Origin of the sequence: Janthinobacterium sp. DSP2-3-3 (genome assembly GCF_049897325.1) — a bacterium.
Taxonomy (GTDB): domain Bacteria; phylum Pseudomonadota; class Gammaproteobacteria; order Burkholderiales; family Burkholderiaceae_D; genus Janthinobacterium.
In genome coordinates, this window is the sequence record NZ_JAFCWA010000011.1 from 19,837 (window position 1) to 39,120 (window position 19,284).

General features: G+C 60.2%; 18 protein-coding genes. 8 read left to right on the forward strand and 10 right to left on the reverse strand.

Annotated elements, in window-relative coordinates:
- Nucleotides 1-13 precede the first annotated feature (13 nt).
- On the reverse strand, nt 14-1,801 hold the full coding sequence (locus ACP7DE_RS20715; protein ID WP_426073855.1) for a GMC family oxidoreductase: 1,788 nt from the start codon (nt 1,799-1,801) through the stop codon (nt 14-16).
- Nucleotides 1,802-1,852: 51 nt separating this feature from the next.
- Nucleotides 1,853-2,545, reverse strand: a complete 693-nt coding sequence (locus tag ACP7DE_RS20720; protein ID WP_426073856.1) for a gluconate 2-dehydrogenase subunit 3 family protein — start codon at nt 2,543-2,545, stop codon at nt 1,853-1,855.
- Nucleotides 2,546-2,782: 237 nt separating this feature from the next.
- Here ACP7DE_RS20720 and ACP7DE_RS20725 point away from each other — a divergent pair, with 237 nt between their 5' ends.
- Together ACP7DE_RS20725 and ACP7DE_RS20730 are read left to right on the forward strand one after the other, a co-directional pair.
- The gene (locus tag ACP7DE_RS20725) at nt 2,783-3,346 is read left to right on the forward strand and encodes a TetR/AcrR family transcriptional regulator (protein WP_426073857.1); all 564 of its coding nucleotides are present in this window, start codon (nt 2,783-2,785) and stop codon (nt 3,344-3,346) included.
- Between the two features lie 53 nt (nt 3,347-3,399).
- Nucleotides 3,400-4,326 (forward strand): aldo/keto reductase, encoded by a 927-nt coding sequence (locus ACP7DE_RS20730; RefSeq protein WP_426073858.1) that lies wholly within the window; start codon nt 3,400-3,402, stop codon nt 4,324-4,326.
- Here the strand turns inward: ACP7DE_RS20730 and pssA are convergent.
- Nucleotides 4,323-5,093: a CDP-diacylglycerol--serine O-phosphatidyltransferase gene (pssA, locus tag ACP7DE_RS20735; RefSeq protein WP_426074001.1), complete on the reverse strand. Its 771-nt coding sequence runs from the start codon at nt 5,091-5,093 to the stop codon at nt 4,323-4,325. The two genes, ACP7DE_RS20730 and pssA, sit on opposite strands and share 4 nt — an antisense overlap.
- Nucleotides 5,094-5,331: 238 nt before the next feature.
- On the opposite strand from pssA, the gene ACP7DE_RS20740 reads away from it, so the two are divergent.
- Both ACP7DE_RS20740 and ACP7DE_RS20745 read left to right on the forward strand, forming a co-directional pair.
- The gene (locus ACP7DE_RS20740) at nt 5,332-6,285 is read left to right on the forward strand and encodes a CAP domain-containing protein (protein WP_426073859.1); all 954 of its coding nucleotides are present in this window, start codon (nt 5,332-5,334) and stop codon (nt 6,283-6,285) included.
- A gap of 158 nt (nt 6,286-6,443) precedes the next feature.
- Entirely contained in the window at nt 6,444-7,025 is a 582-nt protein-coding gene (locus ACP7DE_RS20745; protein ID WP_426073860.1) for an Hpt domain-containing protein, read from the forward strand.
- 3 nt (nt 7,026-7,028) lie between these two features.
- Here the strand turns inward: ACP7DE_RS20745 and ACP7DE_RS20750 are convergent, their stop codons facing one another.
- Nucleotides 7,029-7,229: a hypothetical protein gene (locus tag ACP7DE_RS20750; protein ID WP_426073861.1), complete on the reverse strand. Its 201-nt coding sequence runs from the start codon at nt 7,227-7,229 to the stop codon at nt 7,029-7,031.
- Nucleotides 7,230-7,408: 179 nt separating this feature from the next.
- On the opposite strand from ACP7DE_RS20750, the gene ACP7DE_RS20755 reads away from it, so the two are divergent.
- A complete protein-coding gene (locus ACP7DE_RS20755; RefSeq protein WP_426073862.1) occupies nt 7,409-9,106 on the forward strand; it encodes a M1 family metallopeptidase in 1,698 nt (565 codons plus the stop codon).
- Nucleotides 9,107-9,129: 23 nt separating this feature from the next.
- On the opposite strand, the gene ACP7DE_RS20760 is transcribed toward ACP7DE_RS20755, so the two are convergent.
- The 6 genes from ACP7DE_RS20760 to rpmH form a co-directional block, all read right to left on the reverse strand.
- Nucleotides 9,130-9,432: a hypothetical protein gene (locus ACP7DE_RS20760; RefSeq protein ID WP_426073863.1), complete on the reverse strand. Its 303-nt coding sequence runs from the start codon at nt 9,430-9,432 to the stop codon at nt 9,130-9,132.
- A gap of 6 nt (nt 9,433-9,438) precedes the next feature.
- Nucleotides 9,439-10,818, reverse strand: coding sequence for a tRNA uridine-5-carboxymethylaminomethyl(34) synthesis GTPase MnmE (gene mnmE, locus ACP7DE_RS20765; RefSeq protein WP_426073865.1), 1,380 nt, complete (start codon nt 10,816-10,818; stop codon nt 9,439-9,441).
- Nucleotides 10,819-10,906: 88 nt separating this feature from the next.
- A complete protein-coding gene (gene yidC, locus ACP7DE_RS20770) occupies nt 10,907-12,643 on the reverse strand; it encodes a membrane protein insertase YidC (RefSeq protein WP_426073866.1) in 1,737 nt (578 codons plus the stop codon).
- A gap of 11 nt (nt 12,644-12,654) precedes the next feature.
- The gene (yidD, locus tag ACP7DE_RS20775; protein WP_102123285.1) at nt 12,655-12,915 is read right to left on the reverse strand and encodes a membrane protein insertion efficiency factor YidD; all 261 of its coding nucleotides are present in this window, start codon (nt 12,913-12,915) and stop codon (nt 12,655-12,657) included.
- The gene (gene rnpA, locus ACP7DE_RS20780) at nt 12,912-13,349 is read right to left on the reverse strand and encodes a ribonuclease P protein component (RefSeq protein ID WP_071653349.1); all 438 of its coding nucleotides are present in this window, start codon (nt 13,347-13,349) and stop codon (nt 12,912-12,914) included. The genes yidD and rnpA overlap by 4 nt, the downstream gene beginning before the upstream one ends.
- Before the next feature lie 23 nt (nt 13,350-13,372).
- Nucleotides 13,373-13,507 carry a 50S ribosomal protein L34 gene (gene rpmH / locus ACP7DE_RS20785; protein WP_010401996.1) on the reverse strand — a complete coding sequence of 45 codons (135 nt, stop codon included), beginning with the start codon at nt 13,505-13,507 and terminating at the stop codon, nt 13,373-13,375.
- A gap of 513 nt (nt 13,508-14,020) precedes the next feature.
- On the opposite strand from rpmH, the gene dnaA reads away from it, so the two are divergent.
- The 3 genes from dnaA to gyrB all read left to right on the forward strand — a co-directional run bounded on the left by dnaA (nt 14,021) and on the right by gyrB (nt 19,251).
- Complete coding sequence (gene dnaA / locus ACP7DE_RS20790; RefSeq protein WP_230523232.1) at nt 14,021-15,415, forward strand: chromosomal replication initiator protein DnaA; 1,395 nt, start codon at nt 14,021-14,023, stop codon at nt 15,413-15,415.
- A 149-nt stretch (nt 15,416-15,564) separates the two neighbouring features.
- A complete protein-coding gene (gene dnaN / locus ACP7DE_RS20795) occupies nt 15,565-16,671 on the forward strand; it encodes a DNA polymerase III subunit beta (RefSeq protein WP_086147318.1) in 1,107 nt (368 codons plus the stop codon).
- An 81-nt stretch (nt 16,672-16,752) separates the two neighbouring features.
- The gene (gyrB, locus tag ACP7DE_RS20800; protein WP_426073867.1) at nt 16,753-19,251 is read left to right on the forward strand and encodes a DNA topoisomerase (ATP-hydrolyzing) subunit B; all 2,499 of its coding nucleotides are present in this window, start codon (nt 16,753-16,755) and stop codon (nt 19,249-19,251) included.
- Nucleotides 19,252-19,284: the final 33 nt, after the last annotated feature.

Genomic DNA, 19,284 nt, shown 5'->3' on the forward strand with positions numbered 1-19,284 from the left:
TTCTTGTTCTTTATCAAGCGACCAGGGGACGGGGATCTTTCAGGTATTGCTCGCGGATGGCTTTGGCCGACCAGTAGGTCAGCGCACAGGCGAGGCCCGTCGGGTTGTAGCCGATGCCGACCGGGAACACGCTGGAACCGACGGCAAACACGTTGTGCACGTCCCAGCTTTGCAGGTAGCGGTTGACGACGCTGGTCTTGCGGTCCGCGCCCATGGCCGTACCGCCCGCCCAGTGGGTGGTCTGGTAATTGCGCAAATCGAGGTGGTCGCCCACGCTCTTGACGGAGACTTTGATAGCTTCCGGATTCATGGCTTCGGCCACCTTCATCATCTTGTCGGTAACGAAACGGCTCATCTTGATGTCGTTTTCCTTCCAGTCGAAGGTAAAACGCAGCAATTGCTGGCCATACTTGTCCGTGTAGGTCGGGTCGAGGTCGACATAGCAGTCGCGGTAAGTCATGTTGGCGCCATGGCAATCGAAGGACACCGTGTTCAGGTAGCTCTTCTTGACAGCCTTTTTCCAGGCCGAACCCCAAGCGGGCGTGCCATCCGGCGTGGCAATGCCCGAGATCGGCTTCGAGCCGGCCGGGTTGCACCAGGCGGGCGAGCCGCCCACAAAGCCCAGCGGGCCATGGTCGAAGTTGTCGCCATTCCAGTCATCGAGCGCGACCCCGGTGCCGCCGGCGCCGATGAAGGGGTTGGTGTTCGTGTCTTCCTTGAAGAAAGTCTGGATGGTGGACATCATCTGGTAAGCGATATTGCGCCCCACCACGCCTTCATTGCTGACGGGATCGTATGGCTTGCCGATGCCCGACAGCAAGAACAGATGCGCATTATTGTAGGCAAAGGCGCTGGCGATGACCAGGTCGGCCGGCTGCTCGACGGCCTGGCCATCCGCATTGATATAGGTCACGCCCGTTGCGCGTTTTTTACTACTGTCGAGGTTGATGCGCACGACATTGCAATTGGCGCGCAATGTAAAGTTCGCCACCATGCGCAGGGCCGGCATGATGTTGACGTTGGGCGAGGCCTTGGAATAGTTGTAGCAGGCGTAGCCGGAGCAGAAACCGCAGAAGTTGCACGGTCCCATCTGGCAGCCATACGGATTCGTGTACGGGCCGGAGGCGTTCGATGAGGCATTGACAAACGGGTGGTAGCCGACGGCCTTGGCCGCGCGGCGGAACAGCTCGGCCGTGTACGGCACTTTTTGCGGCGCCAGCGCGTAATTGTCGGAGCGGTCGCCCTCGAACACATTGCCGTCGCCGACGACGATGCCATTGACTTTATACGCCTGGCCCGAGGTGCCAAACACTTTCTCGACGAAATCGAAGTGCGGCTCCAGTTCGGCGTAAGTCACACCAAAATCCTGGATCGTCATGCCTTCGGGGATGAATTTCTTGCCATAGCGGCGTTCGTAGTGGCTGCGGATTTGCAGCTCTTCCGGCAAGACGCGCCAGTGCATGCCCGACCAGTGCAAGCCCGCACCGCCCACGCCCGTGCCGGGTTTGAAGGCGCCGATCTGGCGGTACGGCACGGCCACGCCGGTGATGCTGTGGCGGAAGGTGAACGTGCTCTTCGACATATCCTGGAACAGCTTGCTGCGCTGGATGTAGGTCAGCTCGTCGAGGGTCTTCGGATAGGCGCCGTCCGGATAGGTGTCGCGGTACTCGCCGCGTTCCAGCGCGACCACATTCAGGCCCGCTTCCGTCAATTCCTTGGCCATGATGGCGCCGGTCCAGCCGAAGCCGACAATCACGGCATCGACAGGCTGCATTTTCAAATCTGCTTTGATATCACTCATGATGGTTTTTCTTTTTCTTTGATCTGGTACAACAAAGTTACGGTTACAGGCTCAGGCAATCGACACGGGAGGAAGCGGGTATTTTTTCCCGTACTGTTCCACCCAATCCATGTAGTCGGCGCGCGCGCCGGGGAAACCCACCATCTTCCAGGCCAGCATGTCTTTGTTGCCACCGTGTACGGGGTCGCAAAAGTAGCCTTCGCGCGTATTTTGCAGCAGCTGGTTGAAGAAGATCTTCGATGGCACCTCGCCGATGTCCAGGGTACCCTTTTGCAATTGCGTGATGACGGCATCGCGCTCGGCCGCGTTCAACTGCACGAAAGGCTTGCCCGACTGCTTGTTGACGGCCGTGTTCACGCCGGCCAGGGCGCTCTTGTACAGCGCGCGCGGCGCCATGTGGAACTGGTAGCCGAATTGTTCGATCGAGGGCACGAACGGCCCCTGCATGTACCACAGCGCGCCATACGCGTAAGGCGTGTTCATCTGCGAGTCGATGAATTCATGCACACCCGATTCCAGCGCGCCCGGCCCTTCGGCGTCGGCGGGAATCAAGCGATCGACCAGTGCGCTCAGGGTGGCCCATTCGGTGGCGTCGAAGAAGCGCGGTTTGTAGGCAGGCTGGTCCTTGGAGACGGCCATGGCCAGGCCGCCGCCGGCACCGGCCAGCAAGGCCACGGCAGGCGCGGCGCCGACGGCCTTGCGCAAGAAGTTACGCCGATGGGGCGAAATCCCGATGATTTTCATAGGTTTTCCTCAGGCGGCGCGAGCCGCCACAGTGATGGATGTGGGAGTCAGAAAGAAAATGCGGGCAAGCGCCGCTGATATTGCAGATTTCACGTAGAGATGACTGAGGGGTATCGCGGCGCGGCGCGGCGCATCCACTTGCCGGTTAATTGATCAAGGTGATTGACAAGCAGTTGCTTTGCATTTACGGTGCACATCGTACCATAATTAAAATAAATATTCAGAGACAGGTTCAAGGTGATTAAAAATGCAGCAGCGCCGCGTGGACGTCCGCGCAAGGCGGGTGTGGAAGATGCGGTGCTCGAAGCGATCGTCATGCTGGTTAGGCAACATGGACTGGAAACGGTGACGATACAGATGGTGGCCGATGCGGCTGGCGTGGGACGCCAGACGATATACCGGCGCTGGCCGCGACGCGAAGACATGCTGCTCGACGCGCTCGTCAAGCGCACGGCGGAAAAGCTGCAGCGCGCGCTCGACATGCCGGACGGCCAGGAAATCGAGGCGATCTGCGCGCGTATCTTCGACAACCTGAACGCCGATGGCCGCTTTACCTGCGATTTATTGGTGCTGATCCACAACGATGCGGCGGCGCAGCTGCGCTTTCGCGAGCAGATCGTCGCGCCATGGATCAGCCTGGTGGTACAGCGCCTGGTGAACATCGGCGTGCGCGCCGACCTCGACCTGCGTTTATTTGCCTTCATGCTGCAATCGGCACTGGTGTACCAAATGCAACTGGGCGGCCAGCTCGACCTTGCGCTGCAGGAACGTTGCTGCCGCTTTATCCGCAGCATGCTGTAGCACTGGATATAATCGTGGCGAATACTTCTTCACCACCACCAGAAAGCCAGCCCATGAGCCATGTATTTTCCGCCAGCCTGCAAGCACCGCGCAGCCGTTTAAGCAGCAACGGCCCCGAACTGTCGCGCATCGTCGCCGGCATGTGGCGCATCGGCGAATGGAATATGACAGCGCAACAACGCCTGGCCTTCATCGAGCAATGCCTGGCGTTGGGCGTATCGAGTTTCGACCACGCCGATATCTATGGCGACTACAGCGCCGAAGGCCTGTTTGGCGAAGCGCTGGCCCTGCAACCGGGTTTGCGCGACAAGATGGAGCTGGTCAGCAAGTGCGGCATCAAGCTGCTCTCGCCGCACCGTCCCGGACACGCCATTCAGCATTACGACACGAGCGCGGCGCACATCACCAGTTCCGTGGAACACACCTTGCGCCAGTTGCACACGGACCGCCTGGACTTGCTGCTGATCCACCGTCCCGATCCGCTGATGGATTTCGACGAGATCGCCGGCGCGTTTACCCAATTGAAGAAAGATGGCAAGGTGCTGCATTTCGGCGTGTCGAACTTCAGCCGCCACCAGTTCGAGTGCCTGCACCGACGTTTCCCGCTGACAACAAACCAGGTGGAGTTTTCTCCGCTGCACGTGGCGCCCCTGTTCGACGAAACCTTCGACGGCTTGCAGGATGTGGGGGTGGCGCCGATGATCTGGTCGCCGCTGGCCGGCGGCAGGCTGTTCCAGGGTGGCGATGCGAATGTGGAGAACTTGCGCAATGTCATCAAGCAGATCGCCGACCAGCTGCAGCGCCCGTTTGCCAGCGTGGTGTTTGCCTGGATCATGCAATTGCCATGCCGCCCGCTGCCGCTGACGGGCTCGGGCCGCATCGAAGCCGTGGGCGTGGCCGTGGAAGGTACGCAATTCACACTCAGCCGCAGTGACTGGTTCGCCATCCTGCGCGCCGCGCGCGGACACGAGGTCGCCTAGTCTATCTCGTCGGGGTCGTTGAATACCTGCGGCAGCGCAATGCCGCGCCAGCCCAGATACCAGGCCAGGTTCAGCGCCAGGGTGGCGGCGATGTAGACGGCGAAGAACAGCGCGAAGAAGCTGGTCTTCAGCCACACCAACAGGGCGACGGCAACGATCAGCACCAGCAGCGCGGCCAGGCTTTTCTTTTGCTTGGAGCTGGGGAAACGCAAGGTCGACACCATCAGGCTGCCCACGCCCACCAGCAGCAACATCAGCAGATAGCTGTGCAGCATGGAATCGATGGGCGCCGGCCAGGCCACCACCACGGCCGCCACACAGGCGGCACCGGCCGTGATCGGCATGCCGACAAAATACAGCGGGTCGGTACGCCCGACATTCACATTGAAGCGCGCCAGGCGCATGGCGCCGCAAGCAACAAAGAAGAAGCTGGCCATGCCGCCAAAGCGCAGCAGCAGCGGATCGTGCACGCCCATCTGCACAAAGCCGTAGCAGTACAACAAGACGGCCGGGGCGCAGCCGAAATTCATCACGTCGGCAATGGAATCGAGCTGTACGCCGAACTGCGAACTGGTGTTCGTCAGCCGGGCCACATAGCCGTCAAGCGCATCAAACACCCCGGCGAGCACCAGCAGCGCCGCAGCCAGGCGATAGGCATCCGCGTCGCCCACCGCGGCGTTATCGACGGAAATGACGATGCTGGCAAAGCCGCAGGCTATCGACAGCAAAGTCACCATGCTGGGCAAGGCGTACTTGGCGCGCTGCAGGCGCGACTTGGGCAATGTGTTCAAATTATGGGCAATCAAAGTAGCGGGAATGAGGCAATGCAGCTGCAAACGCTGCGCTACGCTCATTCTACCCTGTGCAGCCACGGCACCGTCTGCGCACGAGCGGGCGGCATATCTTTTCATGGATGCTCTACGACAGATCAAAATGCCTTAGAATCGTTTCACAGGGCAGCACACCGGCCCCCATCTCTGTCCGCCTACCTATACAGGAGTCAACTTGATTGTCTCGTCACTGCGTTGGAAACACTGGATACCCGCCCTGCTGAGCGCAGCCCTGTTGAGCGCCTGTGGCGGAGGCGGCAGCGACAGCCGCAATGCTGCGCAAACCACCTCAACTCCGGCCGGGCAGCTAGTACAGGAACCGGGCGCTCCCGTCCTCAGCAACAATATTGCTACCGATGGCTTCAACTGGTTCAACTACCGGCGCAGCCAGGTCGGGCTGTCGCCACTGGCGCGCAGTGGCTTAATCGACAGCGCCGCCCTGGGCCATTCCAGCTATCTCAATCTCAACAGTACGGTGGCGCACGAACAAGTGCTGGGCAAGCCCGGCTTTACCGGCGTCAAACTGGGCGACCGCCTGGCCAAGGCCGGCTACGTCGTCACGTCGCTGCAGGGCGAAGTCATCGCCGGCGCGAGCAACACGTCCGGCTTTTACCTGGCCGAAGAACTGGTCACGGCCATCTATCACCGCTTCGTCATTTTCGAGCCGCTCTTCAAGGAAGGTGGCGCGGGGGCGGCCGTCAGTGGCGCCGGCTACGCGTATTTCACCACCGACCTGGCAGGCAACCGTAACTATGGCCCCGGGCTGACGGCGGCGCAAATCGTCACCTATCCCTTTGGCGGACAGCAAAAGGTGGCCGTCAGTTTTTCCAGCGATAACGAAGCGCCCGATCCCGTGCCGAACCAGGACGTGGTCGGCTACCCGATCAGCGTGCATGCCAACTACGGCACCAGCGTCAGCGTGACGGCGTTCAGCGTGCGCCAGCGCGGTGCCGGTACGGACTTGACGGTGCGCCTGCTGACCAGCGGCAGCGATGTGCATACGCCGGTCTCGGCCGCATCCATCATTCCGCTGGCACCCTTGAGCGCGAACACCAGCTATGACGTGAGTTTCATTGGCAAAGTCAATGGCGCGGACATCACGTACAACTGGTCATTCAGCACACGCTAGCCTGGCATCGCATGGCAAGCGGGCGCGGTATTGAGGACGACAGGATGTAAAATAGTGCTTCCTGCTTTACTGACAGTGACAAGTTTTGGGGCTCTCTGCACAGCATGCTGAAACCACACGCCACTTGCGATGATGATGCCGCCGTCGCGGCATCCAACATGGTTCGTATTCTCGACGTCGAGAACGGACTGGGCCGCATCATGGGCGACCGCATCCTGTACCTGAAAATCCTGCGCCGCTTCCTGCATGACCACAGCACCACGCCGTGCCAGATCCGCGCCGAATTCGACGCCGGCAACTATGCCTGCGCGCGCCTGAAGGCGCATACCCTGAAGGGCGCCGCCGGCATGATCGGTGCGCACCACGTGCATGGCCTGTCGGCAACATTGGAGTCGGCACTGCGTGCACAGGCGCCCGATCTGGCCCAGCAGATGCTGCAACTGGAACTGGCGCAAGATCAATTGCTCGGTGCGGTCAGCAGCATGCTGGGCACGCCGGAAGCGACCCATACGGCGGCGCAGGACGTCGCGCCCGATCCAGCCGCCCCCGCCATCCAGTTGCTGCTGGCGCGCCTGGCCAGCCATCTGCGCGAAGGCGATGGCGCGGCCATCGACATCCTGGAAAACTCGGCCAGCCTGCTGGCCGCCAGCCTGGGCGTGCACGTCTACCAGGAAGTGGCTGCCGCTGCGCATGAGTTCGACTTCGACGGCGCGCTGGCGGCGCTGCTGCGGCGCCGCTAGCGCTCAGCTGCTGTACTGCGCCTCTTCCGCATACGCCACGCAACAACTCTTGCAACAGAAACGGCGCACGGCATCGAGCGGCTTGTCGCAGTACCAGCACGCGCCTTTGGGCGGCAAGGAGGCGATCAATTCCGGCATGGCGGGCAGTGGTCGCGCCACTACCTCATCCTCGCATTCCACGACATCCGGCTGTTTGCTGTCCATGGCGCTTCCTTTCCTAGCGGCACTTCAAGGCCGCTCAGCAAGATTACGTCAGCGCAGTTTGCAGCCCATGACATTTCTCAACGGCGGCCACGCTTGCCCCAACGGCACGCTGAAATTTCCGAACGACAACGTTGTCACTTAACACTACAATCCGTGTTCCGTTCACTTGCGCGTTCGCCATGAAACCTATCCCTCTACTGCTCTCCTGCTTGCTGCTCAGCGCCTGCGCCACGCGCGCGCCCACCGCCTACACCCTCAATTCGGGTGCCGAACGCACGCCGGAACAACTGGCAGTGGTATTCGAACACGCCGACCTGACCCTGCGCATCGACCCGGCCAGCCGCAGCATCACCGGCGATGCGCGCCTGACCTTCCTGGCGACCCAAGCGATCTCGCGCTTCGCGCTGGACCTGGACAGCAACCTGCCGGTCGATACCATCGAAGTCGACGGCAAGGCGCTGCGACCGCAAGACTATGCCAACCCGGACGGGCGCCTGAGCATGACCTTGCCGGCCACCGTCGCGGCAGGTGCGCGTACCACCATCCGCATCGTCTACCACGGCGCGCCGCACGTCGCCGTGAAAGCGCCGTGGGATGGCGGCATGGTGTGGTCGAGCACGGCCGCTGGCGCGCCATGGATCGCCAGCGCCGTGCAAGGCGAAGGCTGCGACCTGTTCTGGCCCTGCATCGACCACCCGATGGGCAAGGCCCAGCTGATCGACCAGCACATCCAGGTGCCGGCGCCGCTGGTGGCGGCTGGCAACGGCATCGCGCTGGGCATGGATGAGGCCGATGGTTGGCGCACCTGGCACTGGCGTGCCAAGCATCCGAGCACCTATGGCATCGCCCTGAACGTGGCGCCCTACCGCAGCCTGCAGGGCGAGTATGCGAGCCGCTACGGCAACCGCATCCCCCTGCAGTTCTGGTACCTGCCGGAAAGCGAGGCCAAGGCAAGTGCCCTGTTCGCGGAATTGCCGCCCATGCTAGATTTTTTTGAAAGCACCATCGGCCCCTACCCGTTCGGCGACGAAAAAGTCGGCATTGCCGAAACCCCGCACAAGGGCATGGAACATCAGACCATCAATGCCTATGGCAACAAATTCGCCAGGACCAGCTACGGCTACGATGAACTGCTGCAGCATGAATTTGCGCATGAATGGTTCGGCAACCAGCTAACCAACAGCAACTGGGACGATATGTGGCTGCACGAAGGCTTCGGCACGTATATGCAACCGCTGTACATGCAATATCTGCGCGGCGATCAGGAATACTTTGCTTCGCTGCAGCAAATGCGTGCCGGCATCGTCAACAAAGCGCCCATGGTCTCGGGTAAGCCGAAAAGCGAGGAAGAGGTCTACGATTTGAAAAAGGGCGGGCCGGGCGGCGACATTTATGTGAAAGGGGCGCTGGTGCTGCACACCTTGCGCGGCCTGATTGGCGACGAGGCCTTCTTCCGCGCCGTGCGCCTGCTCGTGTACGGCACGGAACAGCCGCAGCCGGGCCACTTCCACCCGCGCTATGGCAGCACCAAGGAATTCATGGCCATCGTCAACAAAGTCACGGGCAGCAATTACGACTGGTTTTTCCAGGCCTATCTGTACCAGGCCGCGCTGCCAGAGCTGTCCGCCGTGCGTGACGGCGACACCTTGCGCCTGCTATGGAAGACTCCTGCCGACATCGCCTTTCCGATGCCAGTGGAAGTGCGTATCGGCAAGGAAATCCATACCGTTTCCATGTCGCTGGGCTTTGGTGAACTGCCCCTGCCGGCTGGCGCCACTTACACACTCGACCCGCACTCACGCGTGCTGCGCCGCGCCGAGCATATCGAGATGTTCCATCAATTCAGGGAAGAACAGGCCAAGCGCAAGAAGAGCTGAGCAGCCACAGACCAGGGCAGCCGCTATTTCCGGAAACTGCGCACCGCGTCATTGGCATTCTCGGCAATGATTTTTTGCAGCGTCGGCTGTCGCGCATACTTGGCGGACAGCCGTTTCCACTGGCGTTGCGCCTGGCCGCACGATTGCTCGATGGCTTGCGTGATTTCGCGCTGGCGCGCCTTGTCGTGCTCATCCCATTCGCCGGCAAAGTGCTCGCACATTTGCGCATGCTCAATGAATTGCGCCACGTCGCGCGGCAGTTTTTCCTCGGCCATCGCCAGCAAGGGCAGACAGCACAGCACGCAAGCGAGCAGTCTTTTCATCATGTCCTCTTACTTGCCGATACAGAAACGGCTGAAGATCACGCCCAGCAAATCGTCAGGCGAAAATTCGCCCGTGATGCTCGACAGTTGCACCTGCGCCAGGCGCAGCTCTTCGGCGAACAGGTCCAGCGACTGGTCATCCTGCGCCGCGTGCGCGGCAGCGATGTTCAAATGCTTGCCGGCCGACTTGAGCGCGATCAAATGGCGTTCGCGCGCCAGGTACAGCGATTCGCCCGTCTGCTGCCAGCCGGCGATGCGCAGCAGCTCGGCGCGCAGCAAATCGATACCGATGTGCTCGTGCGCCGACAGGTAGACGTGCGTGGCGTCCGGCAAGCTGTCGACGCCGGGCTTGTGGCCGGACAAATCGATCTTGTTCCACACGCGCACCACGGGCACGCCTTCGGGGAACGCGGCAACGATGGTTTCATCGGCCAGGGTGGGACCATGGTCGGCGTCGAGCAGATGCAGGATCACGTCGGCCTTGCCGATTTCACCCCAGGTGCGTTCGATGCCGATGCGCTCGACGGCGTCGATGGTGTCGCCGGCGCTGCGGATGCCGGCCGTGTCGATGATGTTGAGCGGAATGCCTTCGATCTGGATGGTTTCGCTGACCTTGTCGCGCGTGGTGCCGGCGATCGGCGTGACGATCGCTACATCGGCGCCCGCCAGCGCGTTCAGCAACGACGATTTACCGACGTTGGGCTGGCCGGCCAGCACGACATTCAGACCTTCGCGCAGCAGCGCGCCCTGCGCCGCCTGGGCAAACACTTTATTCAAGGCTTCGATGACGGCTTTCAATTGACCGCGCGCATTCGATTTTTCCAGGAAATCGATCTCTTCTTCCGGGAAATCCAGCGTTGCCTCGACCAGCATGCGCAAGCCCGTCACCTGCTCCACCAGCGCGTGGATGGTGTTGGAAAACGCGCCCGACAGCGATTGCGAGGCGGACTTGGCCGCCGCTTCCGTGGACGCGTCGATCAGGTCGGCCACGGCTTCGGCTTGCGCCAGGTCAAGCTTGTCATTCAAGAACGCGCGGCGCGTGAATTCACCGGGTTCGGCCAGGCGCAAGCCGCTGTCCTTGCCCGCTTCCAGCACGCGCGCCAATAATAATTGAAGCACCACAGGGCCGCCGTGGCCCTGCAATTCCAGCACGTCTTCGCCCGTGTAGGAATGCGGGCCCTTGAAATGGATGGCGATGCCCTGGTCGATAATGCTGCCATCGTTTTCCGTAAATGGCAGATAAGTGGCATGGCGCGGTTTCAGCTGCTGCGCGCCGAACAGGGCCGTCATCAGGGGAGCGAGGTTTTTGCCGGAGGCGCGTACCACGCCGATGCCGCCGCGTCCGGGTGCGGTGGCGATGGCGGCGATAGGGGAAGAGTCGAGTTTCATGGGGTTATTGTAGATTATTCGCAGGGCGCGGAACTGAGCCGCATAAAAAAAGCCCGCGCGAGGCGGGCTTTCTGTTCGCTGGCCGGAATTACTTGGCGGCGACCGCGTATTTCTTGGTGATCACCCATTGCTGGCCGATCGACAGGACGTTGTTGACGACCCAGTAAAGTACCAAGCCCGACGGGAAGAAGAAGAACATTACCGAGAATGCCAGTGGCATGAACAGCATCATCTTCGCTTGCATCGGATCGGCCGGAGCCGGGTTCAGCTTGGTCGTGATGTACATCGAGATCGCGTACAGCACGGGCAAGATGCACCATGGGTCATGCTGGGCCAAATCGGTGATCCAGCCTATCCATGGCGCGCCGCGGATTTCCACGGACGCGTTCAGCACCCAGTACAGGGCAATAAACACGGGCATCTGGATCAGGATCGGCAGGCAGCCGCCCAGCGGATTGATCTTTTCCGTCTTGTACAGCTCCATCGTGGCCTGGTTCATCTTTTGCGGATCGCCTTTGTAGCGTTCGCGGATGGCTTGCATCTTCGGCGTGACCAGTTTCATCTTGGCCATGCTGCGGTAGCCGGCGGCCGACAGCGGGAAGAACGCCAGCTTGATCAGGATCGTGAAGGCAATGATGGTCCAGCCCCAGTTGCCCAGCACGCTGTGGATCTGTTCCATGACCCAGAACATCGGCTTGGCGATGATGGTCAGCCAGCCATAATCCTTGACCAGTTCCAGGCCAGGCGAGACCGGTTCGAGCAGGTGCGCAATTTGCGGACCCGAATACAGTTTGCTGTCCATGCTGGCCGTGGCGCCGGGCGCCAGGGTAGGCAGTGGCAGCACGTTGCCGATGGCGTACAGGTTGGGGCCGACCTTCTTGGTGAAGATATCGCGCTTGGCATTTTCAGGCGGCACAAAGGCGGATACAAAGAAGTGCTGCGAAATCGCAAACCAGCCGCCATTCGCCGTGGCAGGGTGCAGGCCCTTCATGGCGTTGTCGTTGCCCTTCTTCTCGTCTTCCACAGCCGCTTTTTCGATTTTCTCGAACGTCAGCTTCTGATACTTGTCTTGCGGCGTGTACAGGGTCGGACCCGTGAAGCTGCTGTTGAAGAACGAGTCGCCAACCGGCTTGTTGCCGTCATGCGTCAGTTGCAGATACAGCTGTGGCGTGACAGGCGCGGCACCCACGTTGGCCACGTCATGGCGCACGTCGATGACGTAGTCGCCACGTTTGAAAGTGAACGTCTTGGTCAGCTTGACGCCGCCTTCGACCGCTTCCATCACCAGTTGAATCTGCTTGCCATCGGCCAGGGTACGCACGCCAGGCTGCACGGTGAAACCGCTCGCGTGGGTAGGGAATGGACCGCCGACCAGGCCCGATTGCGCCAGGTAAGTATGGTTCGCGCCTTCGTCGAACAACACTTCGTTTTGCTTGCCATCGTCAGGCTGGCACCATTTGAACAGGCCGAAGCAGCCGCCAAACCAGCCCGGATTGCCCGCGCCCTTGAATTTCAGCAATTCCAGACGCTTGACCTGGCCGCCCAGGGTGTCGATATCGACCTTGATGACGTCGGTGGTGATGGTAATCACTTCGCGCTTGAACGCGGCGGAATCGACAGCCTCACCCGGCAGGGCAGGCACGCCTGCCGCAGCCGCGGCAGCCAGGGCATCCGTCTTGGCAGGGGTCGCTGGCGCCTTGGCGGTTTGTTCCGTGTTCGCGGAGAACATCGACGGCTTGCCGTTCGAGATCATCCATTCGTTCCAGAGAATTACCAGCGAGACGGAAAACACGATCCACAGGATGGTACGTTTATTGATATCCATTAGGGTATTTGTCAGGAGTGGTTGCAACCGCAAGCGGTCGTTGAAGATTGTTTAGCATCGGCCGGCGGCACCGGGTCGACACCCCCTTCATTCCAGGGGTGGCAACGACACACGCGTTTGGCAGCCAGCAGGCTGCCTTTGGCGGCGCCGTGCACGCGCAGCGCTTCCATCGCGTAATGCGAACAGCTCGGATAGAAACGGCAATTCTGTCCCAACATGGGGCTGATCAGCAACTGATAAGCGCGCAGCAGGAACAGCAACAGGGTTTTCATGGCGCTGACGGTGGTGGCGCAGCAACAGAACGGGCCTGGGCGGCGATTTGCGCCGCAAACAGGCGGCTCAATTCTTCACGCAGCTCGGCTTTGAGCCGGGTCGTGGTGGCCGGGCCATCCTTGCTGTTGACGGCGCGCGACAAACGCACCACGCAGTCGACCGGCGGCATCGCGCTGTTGCGAAACAGCTCGCGCGTGACGCGCTTGATCGTGTTGCGGGTCGCCGCGCGCGGTGCGAAACGCTTCGCCACAACGACGCCCAGCCGCGCATGCGGCAATTGATTGTGTCGGGTGTACAGCACAAAATGCGCTGTTTTTTGCGAAGGGCGCAAACGAAAAACGGATGAAAATTCATCCGTTTTAACGATACGCCGAACGCGCGCGAAGTCGTGTGAACCTTCGCGTTGATTGCCGACTGGAGTACAGCTAGCCACGCGATCAGCTGTCAACGACAAGCCTATACGGCCAGACGTTTGCGGCCCTTTGCGCGACGTGCGTTGAGCACATCACGGCCACCACGGGTAGCCATACGAGCGCGGAAGCCGTGCGTACGCTTGCGACGAACGACGGAAGGTTGGTAAGTACGTTTCATGTTGGTCTCGCTAAAAACAAAAAAAATGCAAAATCGGGTCTGACGTCCCGTCAGTTTTTGGTGCCAATGACAATCGCGCACTTATGCCAAGGCACAAGCTGGCCAATCTCATCGCCCGCTTAATCCACGCTTAGTCCATATTGTCGTTCCAAATGAATAAACACGGAATACGGGCGGGGAACCCTGAATTATTCAGCATATGCCCCCCTCTTGTCAAGGATTGCCGTGATCGCCCGGAAATTTGCGCGCCGGACCCCGTCTGCCGGCAAGCCCCCGCCACACCCCGCGCCAGCACTGACTGTCACGGGATAACCGGGGGATAAGTCGCCTCTTATACACACGGCGCCCCACCCTGGCACAGAAAAATAACAGCCGTGCCTGTGGATAACTTTGGCAGTCGGGAGTAGAATAGCGCGTTACGTGTGGCGAGCCCTCGCGCGACGCCGGCCTTGCAACACGGTGAACGCAGGGCAGAATCGATACGCCCTCCCACACCTTTTCACATAGACATACATGGATAATTTCTGGCAGGCCTGTTCCGCGCAGTTGGAACTGGAGCTGACACCGCAACAATTCAGTGCGTGGATCAAACCGCTTATCCCTCTCGATTACGAAGAGGGCAAGCTGCGCATTGCTGCGCCCAATCGCTTCAAGCTCGATTGGGTCAAGACCCAGTTCGCCAGCCGCATCACTGCGCTGGCCATTCAGTACTTCGAAGCGCCCACGGAAGTGCAGTTCGTGCTCGACCCGCGTCTGGCCCTGCCGAAGAAGCCCGTCACTACCAGCACCCCGGCCAGCGATCCGAATGGCGGCGCGCCCAGCGCGCGCGCCGCGGAGCCGCAGCCGAGCGTGCCGGAACTGAGCATCGGCGCCGCGCCGCGCCGCGAGCAGAGTCGCATCAACACCGACCTGACCTTCGACAGTTTTGTAACGGGTAAGGCCAACCAGCTGGCGCGCGCCGCCGCCATCCAGGTAGCGAACAATCCGGGCGTGTCGTATAACCCGCTGTTCTTTTACGGCGGCGTCGGCCTGGGCAAGACCCACTTGATCCACGCTATCGGCAACCAGGTGATGGCCGACAATCCGGGCGCGAAGATTCGCTACATCCACGCAGAACAGTATGTTCGAGACGTAGTGACCGCTTACCAGCGCAAGGGTTTCGACGACTTCAAGCACTATTATCACTCGCTCGACATGCTGCTGATCGATGATATTCAATTCTTTGGCGGCAAGAGCCGCACGCAGGAAGAGTTTTTCTATGCGTTCGAGGCATTAATTGCTGCGAAGAAACAGATCATCATCACCTCGGATACGTATCCGAAGGAAATCACGGGCATGGACGACCGCCTGATCTCGCGCTTCGACTCGGGCCTGACGGTGGCCATCGAACCGCCGGAACTGGAAATGCGCGTGGCGATTTTGCTGAAAAAAGCCAAGCAGGAAGGCGTGACCTTCTCGGACGACGTGGCCTTCTTTGTCGCCAAGCACTTGCGCTCGAACGTGCGCGAGCTCGAAGGCGCGCTGCGCAAAATCCTGGCGTACTCGCGTTTCCATGGCAAGGACATCACGATTGATATCGTCAAGGAAGCCCTGAAGGACTTGCTGTCGGTGCAGAACCGCCAGATTTCCGTGGAAAACATCCAGAAAACGGTGGCCGACTTCTTCAATATCAAGGTTGCCGACATGTATTCGAAGCGCCGGCCCGCGAATATCGCCCGACCGCGCCAGATTGCCATGTACCTGGCCAAGGAATTGACACAGAAGAGCCTGCCGGAAATCGGCGAGCTGTTCGGCGGCCGCGACCACACCACGGTGCTGCATGCCGTGCGCAAGATCGCACTGGATCGCACCAAGAACCCGGAATGCAACCACGAATTGCATGTGCTGGAGCAAACCTTGAAGGGCTAAGCACCATTTGGCAAGACTGGCTCAAAACGTGCTTTACCCTTATTATCTGGGAGGGCACCGCAGCCGGTCTATCGGGGCTCCCTATGGCGACAATTGTTAAATTAATACGTTAAACGTCGTACTGTTCAACCTATACATTGAGGATAAATATGCAATTGGTCAAAACCACCCGAGATACCCTTCTCCGGCCACTGCAGATCGTGAGCGGTATTGTCGAGCGTCGGCACACTATGCCGATTCTGGCCAATATCCTCATCCGCAAAGACGGTGAAAATGTCTCCTTCCTGTCGACCGACACCGAAGTGCAGATCACCACGCACGCGGAAATCGGCTCCGGCGCGGACGTCACGGGCACCACCGTGGCCGCGCGCAAGCTGCTGGACATTTTGCGCGCGCTGCCCGAATCGGGCGACGTCACGATGACCCTGCTGAACAAGCGCCTGACCGTGCAAACGGGCAAGTCGCGCTTCGCCCTGCAAACCCTGGCGGCAGAAGAGTTTCCAACCGTGCAACAAGCGGAAAGCTACAACGCCTCCGTCACCCTGCCGCAGAAAACGCTGAAGCACCTGTTCAACATGGTGCATTTCTCGATGGCGCAGCAAGACATCCGCTATTACCTGAACGGCTTGCTGCTGGTTCTGGATGGCAATCATGTCATCGCCGTGGCCACCGACGGCCACCGCCTGGCGTTTTGCCAGGTCGCCACCGAGCAGACGTTTGCGCGCCAGGAAGTGATTATTCCGCGCAAGACCATCATCGAACTGCAGCGCCTGCTGGAAGAGAACGATGAGCCGGTGCAGCTGGACATCGCCGCGAACCAGGTGAAACTGACCTTTGCCGACATCGAGCTGATCTCGAAGCTGGTGGAAGGCAAGTTCCCCGATTACACGCGCGTGATTCCAAAAGGCTACAAAAACGACTTCACCATCGGCCGCGATGAACTGCTGCGCTCGCTGCAACGTGCCGCCATCATGACCAGCGACAAGTTCAAGGGCGTGCGCTGCATCATCACCCCGGGCAGCATGAAGATCAGCTCGACCAATGCGGACCAGGAAGAAGCCGTCGAAGAGCTGGAAATCGACTACGGCGGCGATTCAGTCGACATCGGCTTCAACGTGACGTACCTGCTGGACGTGCTGAACAACCTGAAATGCGAATACGTCAACATCGCGCTGGGCGACTCGAACTCGTCCGCCCTGATCTCCATCCCGGACAATGCCGACTTCAAGTATGTCGTCATGCCGATGCGGATTTAAGCGTAACCCAATGCAAAACTGGGGTCTGATCCAACAGGGTCAGGTCCCGCAATCAGCAATCGTTATTTGAGAAAGCAGTCCATGTCCGAGAATCCACAAGACACCCCGATCCAGGCCAAAACGGAAGAATACGGCGCCTCCTCCATCCAGATCCTGGAAGGCCTGGAAGCCGTGCGCAAACGCCCGGGCATGTACATTGGCGACACCTCGGACGGCACCGGCTTGCACCATCTGGTATTCGAAGTGCTGGACAACTCTATTGATGAATCGCTGGCCGGCCACTGCACGGACATCCACGTCACCATCCACAGCGACAATTCGATCTCAATCACCGACAATGGCCGCGGCGTGCCGACCGGCCTGAAAATGGACGACAAGCACGATCCGAAGCGTTCGGCGGCGGAAATCGTCATGACCGAGTTGCACGCGGGCGGCAAGTTCGACCAGAACTCGTATAAAGTCTCGGGCGGTTTGCACGGCGTGGGCGTGTCCTGCGTCAATGGCCTGTCGAAATTGCTGAAACTGACCATCCGCCGCGATGGCAAAGTGCATCACATGGAATTCGTGCGCGGCGTGCCGCAAGATCGCCAGATCGTCATGGTGGGCGACATCGCCACCTCGCCGATCAAGGTCATCGGCGACACGGACAAGCGCGGCACCGACGTGCATTTCTGGGCCGATGAAGAGATTTTCACGCACGTGGAATTCCACTACGAAATCCTGGCCAAGCGCATCCGCGAACTGTCCTTCCTGAACAATGGCGTCAAGATCAAATTGTCCGACCAGCGCACAGGCAAGGAAGAAATCTTCGCCTTCGAAGGCGGCACGCGCGGCTTCGTCGAGTACATCAACAAGGCCAAGTCTGTCTTGCACCCGACCATTTTCCAGGCCACGGGCGAGCGCCTGTCGGACCAGGGCACGAACATCTCGGTCGACGTGTCGATGCAGTGGAACGATGCCTACAATGAACAAGTGCTGTGCTTTACGAATAACATCCCGCAACGCGACGGCGGCACCCACTTGACGGGCTTGCGCGCGGCGATGACGCGCGTGATCAACAAATATATCGATGAACACGAGTTCGCCAAGAAGGCGAAAGTGGAAATCAGCGGCGACGACATGCGCGAAGGCTTGACCTGCGTGCTGTCCGTGAAAGTGCCGGAACCGAAATTCTCGTCGCAGACGAAAGACAAGCTGGTATCGAGCGAAGTGCGCGGCCCCGTCGAAGAGATCGTCGCCAAGACCCTGGCCGATTACCTGCAAGAAAAACCGAACGACGCCAAGATCATTTGCGGCAAGATCGTCGAAGCAGCGCGCGCGCGTGAAGCGGCCCGCAAGGCCCGCGACTTGACGCGCCGCAAAGGCATCATGGACGGCCTGGGCCTGTCGGCCAAGCTGGCCGACTGCCAGGAAAAAGACCCCGCCCTGTGTGAACTGTACATCGTCGAGGGTGACTCGGCAGGTGGCTCGGCAAAACAGGGGCGCGACCGCAAGTTCCAGGCGATTTTGCCGCTGCGCGGTAAGGTACTGAACGTGGAAAAAGCCCGTTTCGAGAAAATGCTGTCGTCCGAGCAGATCACCACCCTGATCGCCACGCTTGGCACCTCGATCGGACCGGACGAATTCAACGTCGAAAAACTGCGCTACCACCGCATCATCATCATGACCGATGCGGACGTCGACGGCGCCCACATCCGTACCCTGCTGCTGACCCTGTTCTACCGCCAGATGCCGCAACTGGTCGAACGCGGCCACATCTATATCGCGCAACCGCCGCTGTACAAGGTGAAAGCCGGCCGCGACGAGCGCTATCTGAAAGATGACGCCGAAGAAGCCAGCTACATGATGACGGTGGCGCTGAACACGGCCGTGCTGGTGCCGCGCACAGGCGCTGAAGGCATTTCCGGCGAGACGCTGACGGAACTGGTGCGCAAGTTCAACCTGTCGAACACCATCATGACGCGTCTGACGCGCGTCATCGACCGCGCTGCCCTGACGGCCATCATGACGGGCGTGCAGCTGGACCTGTCGACCCTGGACTTGGCGGAAACCTCCGCCCTGGCCCTGCAGACGGCCATCAACGACAGCGCCGTGCGCGTGCATGTGCGTTCCGACGACTTGTCGGAAAAACACATGCTGCGCATCGAGCGCATGCACCACGGCAACATCAAAGTAACGGCCATCGACGCCGACTTCGTGCAAGGCCCCGATTACGCCGTGCTGAGCAGCGGCGCCGCCACCTTCGAAGGCTTGATCGGCGAAGGCGCCTTCGTGCGCCGCGGCGAAGGCGAGCGCATCAAAGAAATCGCCGTGGTCGACTTCCACCAAGCCATGCAATGGCTGCGCGACGAAGCCGAACGCACGGTCTCGAAACAGCGCTACAAAGGTCTGGGTGAAATGAACCCGGCCCAGCTGTGGGAAACCACGATGGACCCGACCGTGCGCCGCCTGCTGAAGGTACAGATCGAAGACGCCATTGCGGCGGATCAAATCTTCACGACGCTGATGGGCGACGACGTGGAACCACGCCGCGCGTTTATTGAGAATAATGCCCTACGGGCGGGGAATATTGACGTGTAAGTTGACGTTTTATTAAACAACATCAAAAGCCAA

Excerpts from the sequence above, each read along its gene's own strand:
- ACP7DE_RS20715 (WP_426073855.1), bottom strand. The coding sequence starts at position 1,801 with ATGAGTGATATCAAAGCAGATTTGAAAATGCAGCCTGTCGATGCCGTG.
- ACP7DE_RS20720 (WP_426073856.1), bottom strand. The coding sequence starts at position 2,545 with ATGAAAATCATCGGGATTTCGCCCCATCGGCGTAACTTCTTGCGCAAG.
- ACP7DE_RS20730 (WP_426073858.1), top strand. The coding sequence starts at position 3,400 with ATGAGCCATGTATTTTCCGCCAGCCTGCAAGCACCGCGCAGCCGTTTA.
- ACP7DE_RS20745 (WP_426073860.1), top strand. The coding sequence starts at position 6,444 with ATGGTTCGTATTCTCGACGTCGAGAACGGACTGGGCCGCATCATGGGC.
- ACP7DE_RS20750 (WP_426073861.1), bottom strand. The coding sequence starts at position 7,229 with ATGGACAGCAAACAGCCGGATGTCGTGGAATGCGAGGATGAGGTAGTG.
- ACP7DE_RS20755 (WP_426073862.1), top strand. The coding sequence starts at position 7,409 with ATGAAACCTATCCCTCTACTGCTCTCCTGCTTGCTGCTCAGCGCCTGC.
- ACP7DE_RS20760 (WP_426073863.1), bottom strand. The coding sequence starts at position 9,432 with ATGATGAAAAGACTGCTCGCTTGCGTGCTGTGCTGTCTGCCCTTGCTG.
- mnmE (WP_426073865.1), bottom strand. The coding sequence starts at position 10,818 with ATGAAACTCGACTCTTCCCCTATCGCCGCCATCGCCACCGCACCCGGA.
- yidC (WP_426073866.1), bottom strand. The coding sequence starts at position 12,643 with ATGGATATCAATAAACGTACCATCCTGTGGATCGTGTTTTCCGTCTCG.
- yidD (WP_102123285.1), bottom strand. The coding sequence starts at position 12,915 with ATGAAAACCCTGTTGCTGTTCCTGCTGCGCGCTTATCAGTTGCTGATC.
- rpmH (WP_010401996.1), bottom strand. The coding sequence starts at position 13,507 with ATGAAACGTACTTACCAACCTTCCGTCGTTCGTCGCAAGCGTACGCAC.
- dnaA (WP_230523232.1), top strand. The coding sequence starts at position 14,021 with ATGGATAATTTCTGGCAGGCCTGTTCCGCGCAGTTGGAACTGGAGCTG.
- dnaN (WP_086147318.1), top strand. The coding sequence starts at position 15,565 with ATGCAATTGGTCAAAACCACCCGAGATACCCTTCTCCGGCCACTGCAG.
- gyrB (WP_426073867.1), top strand. The coding sequence starts at position 16,753 with ATGTCCGAGAATCCACAAGACACCCCGATCCAGGCCAAAACGGAAGAA.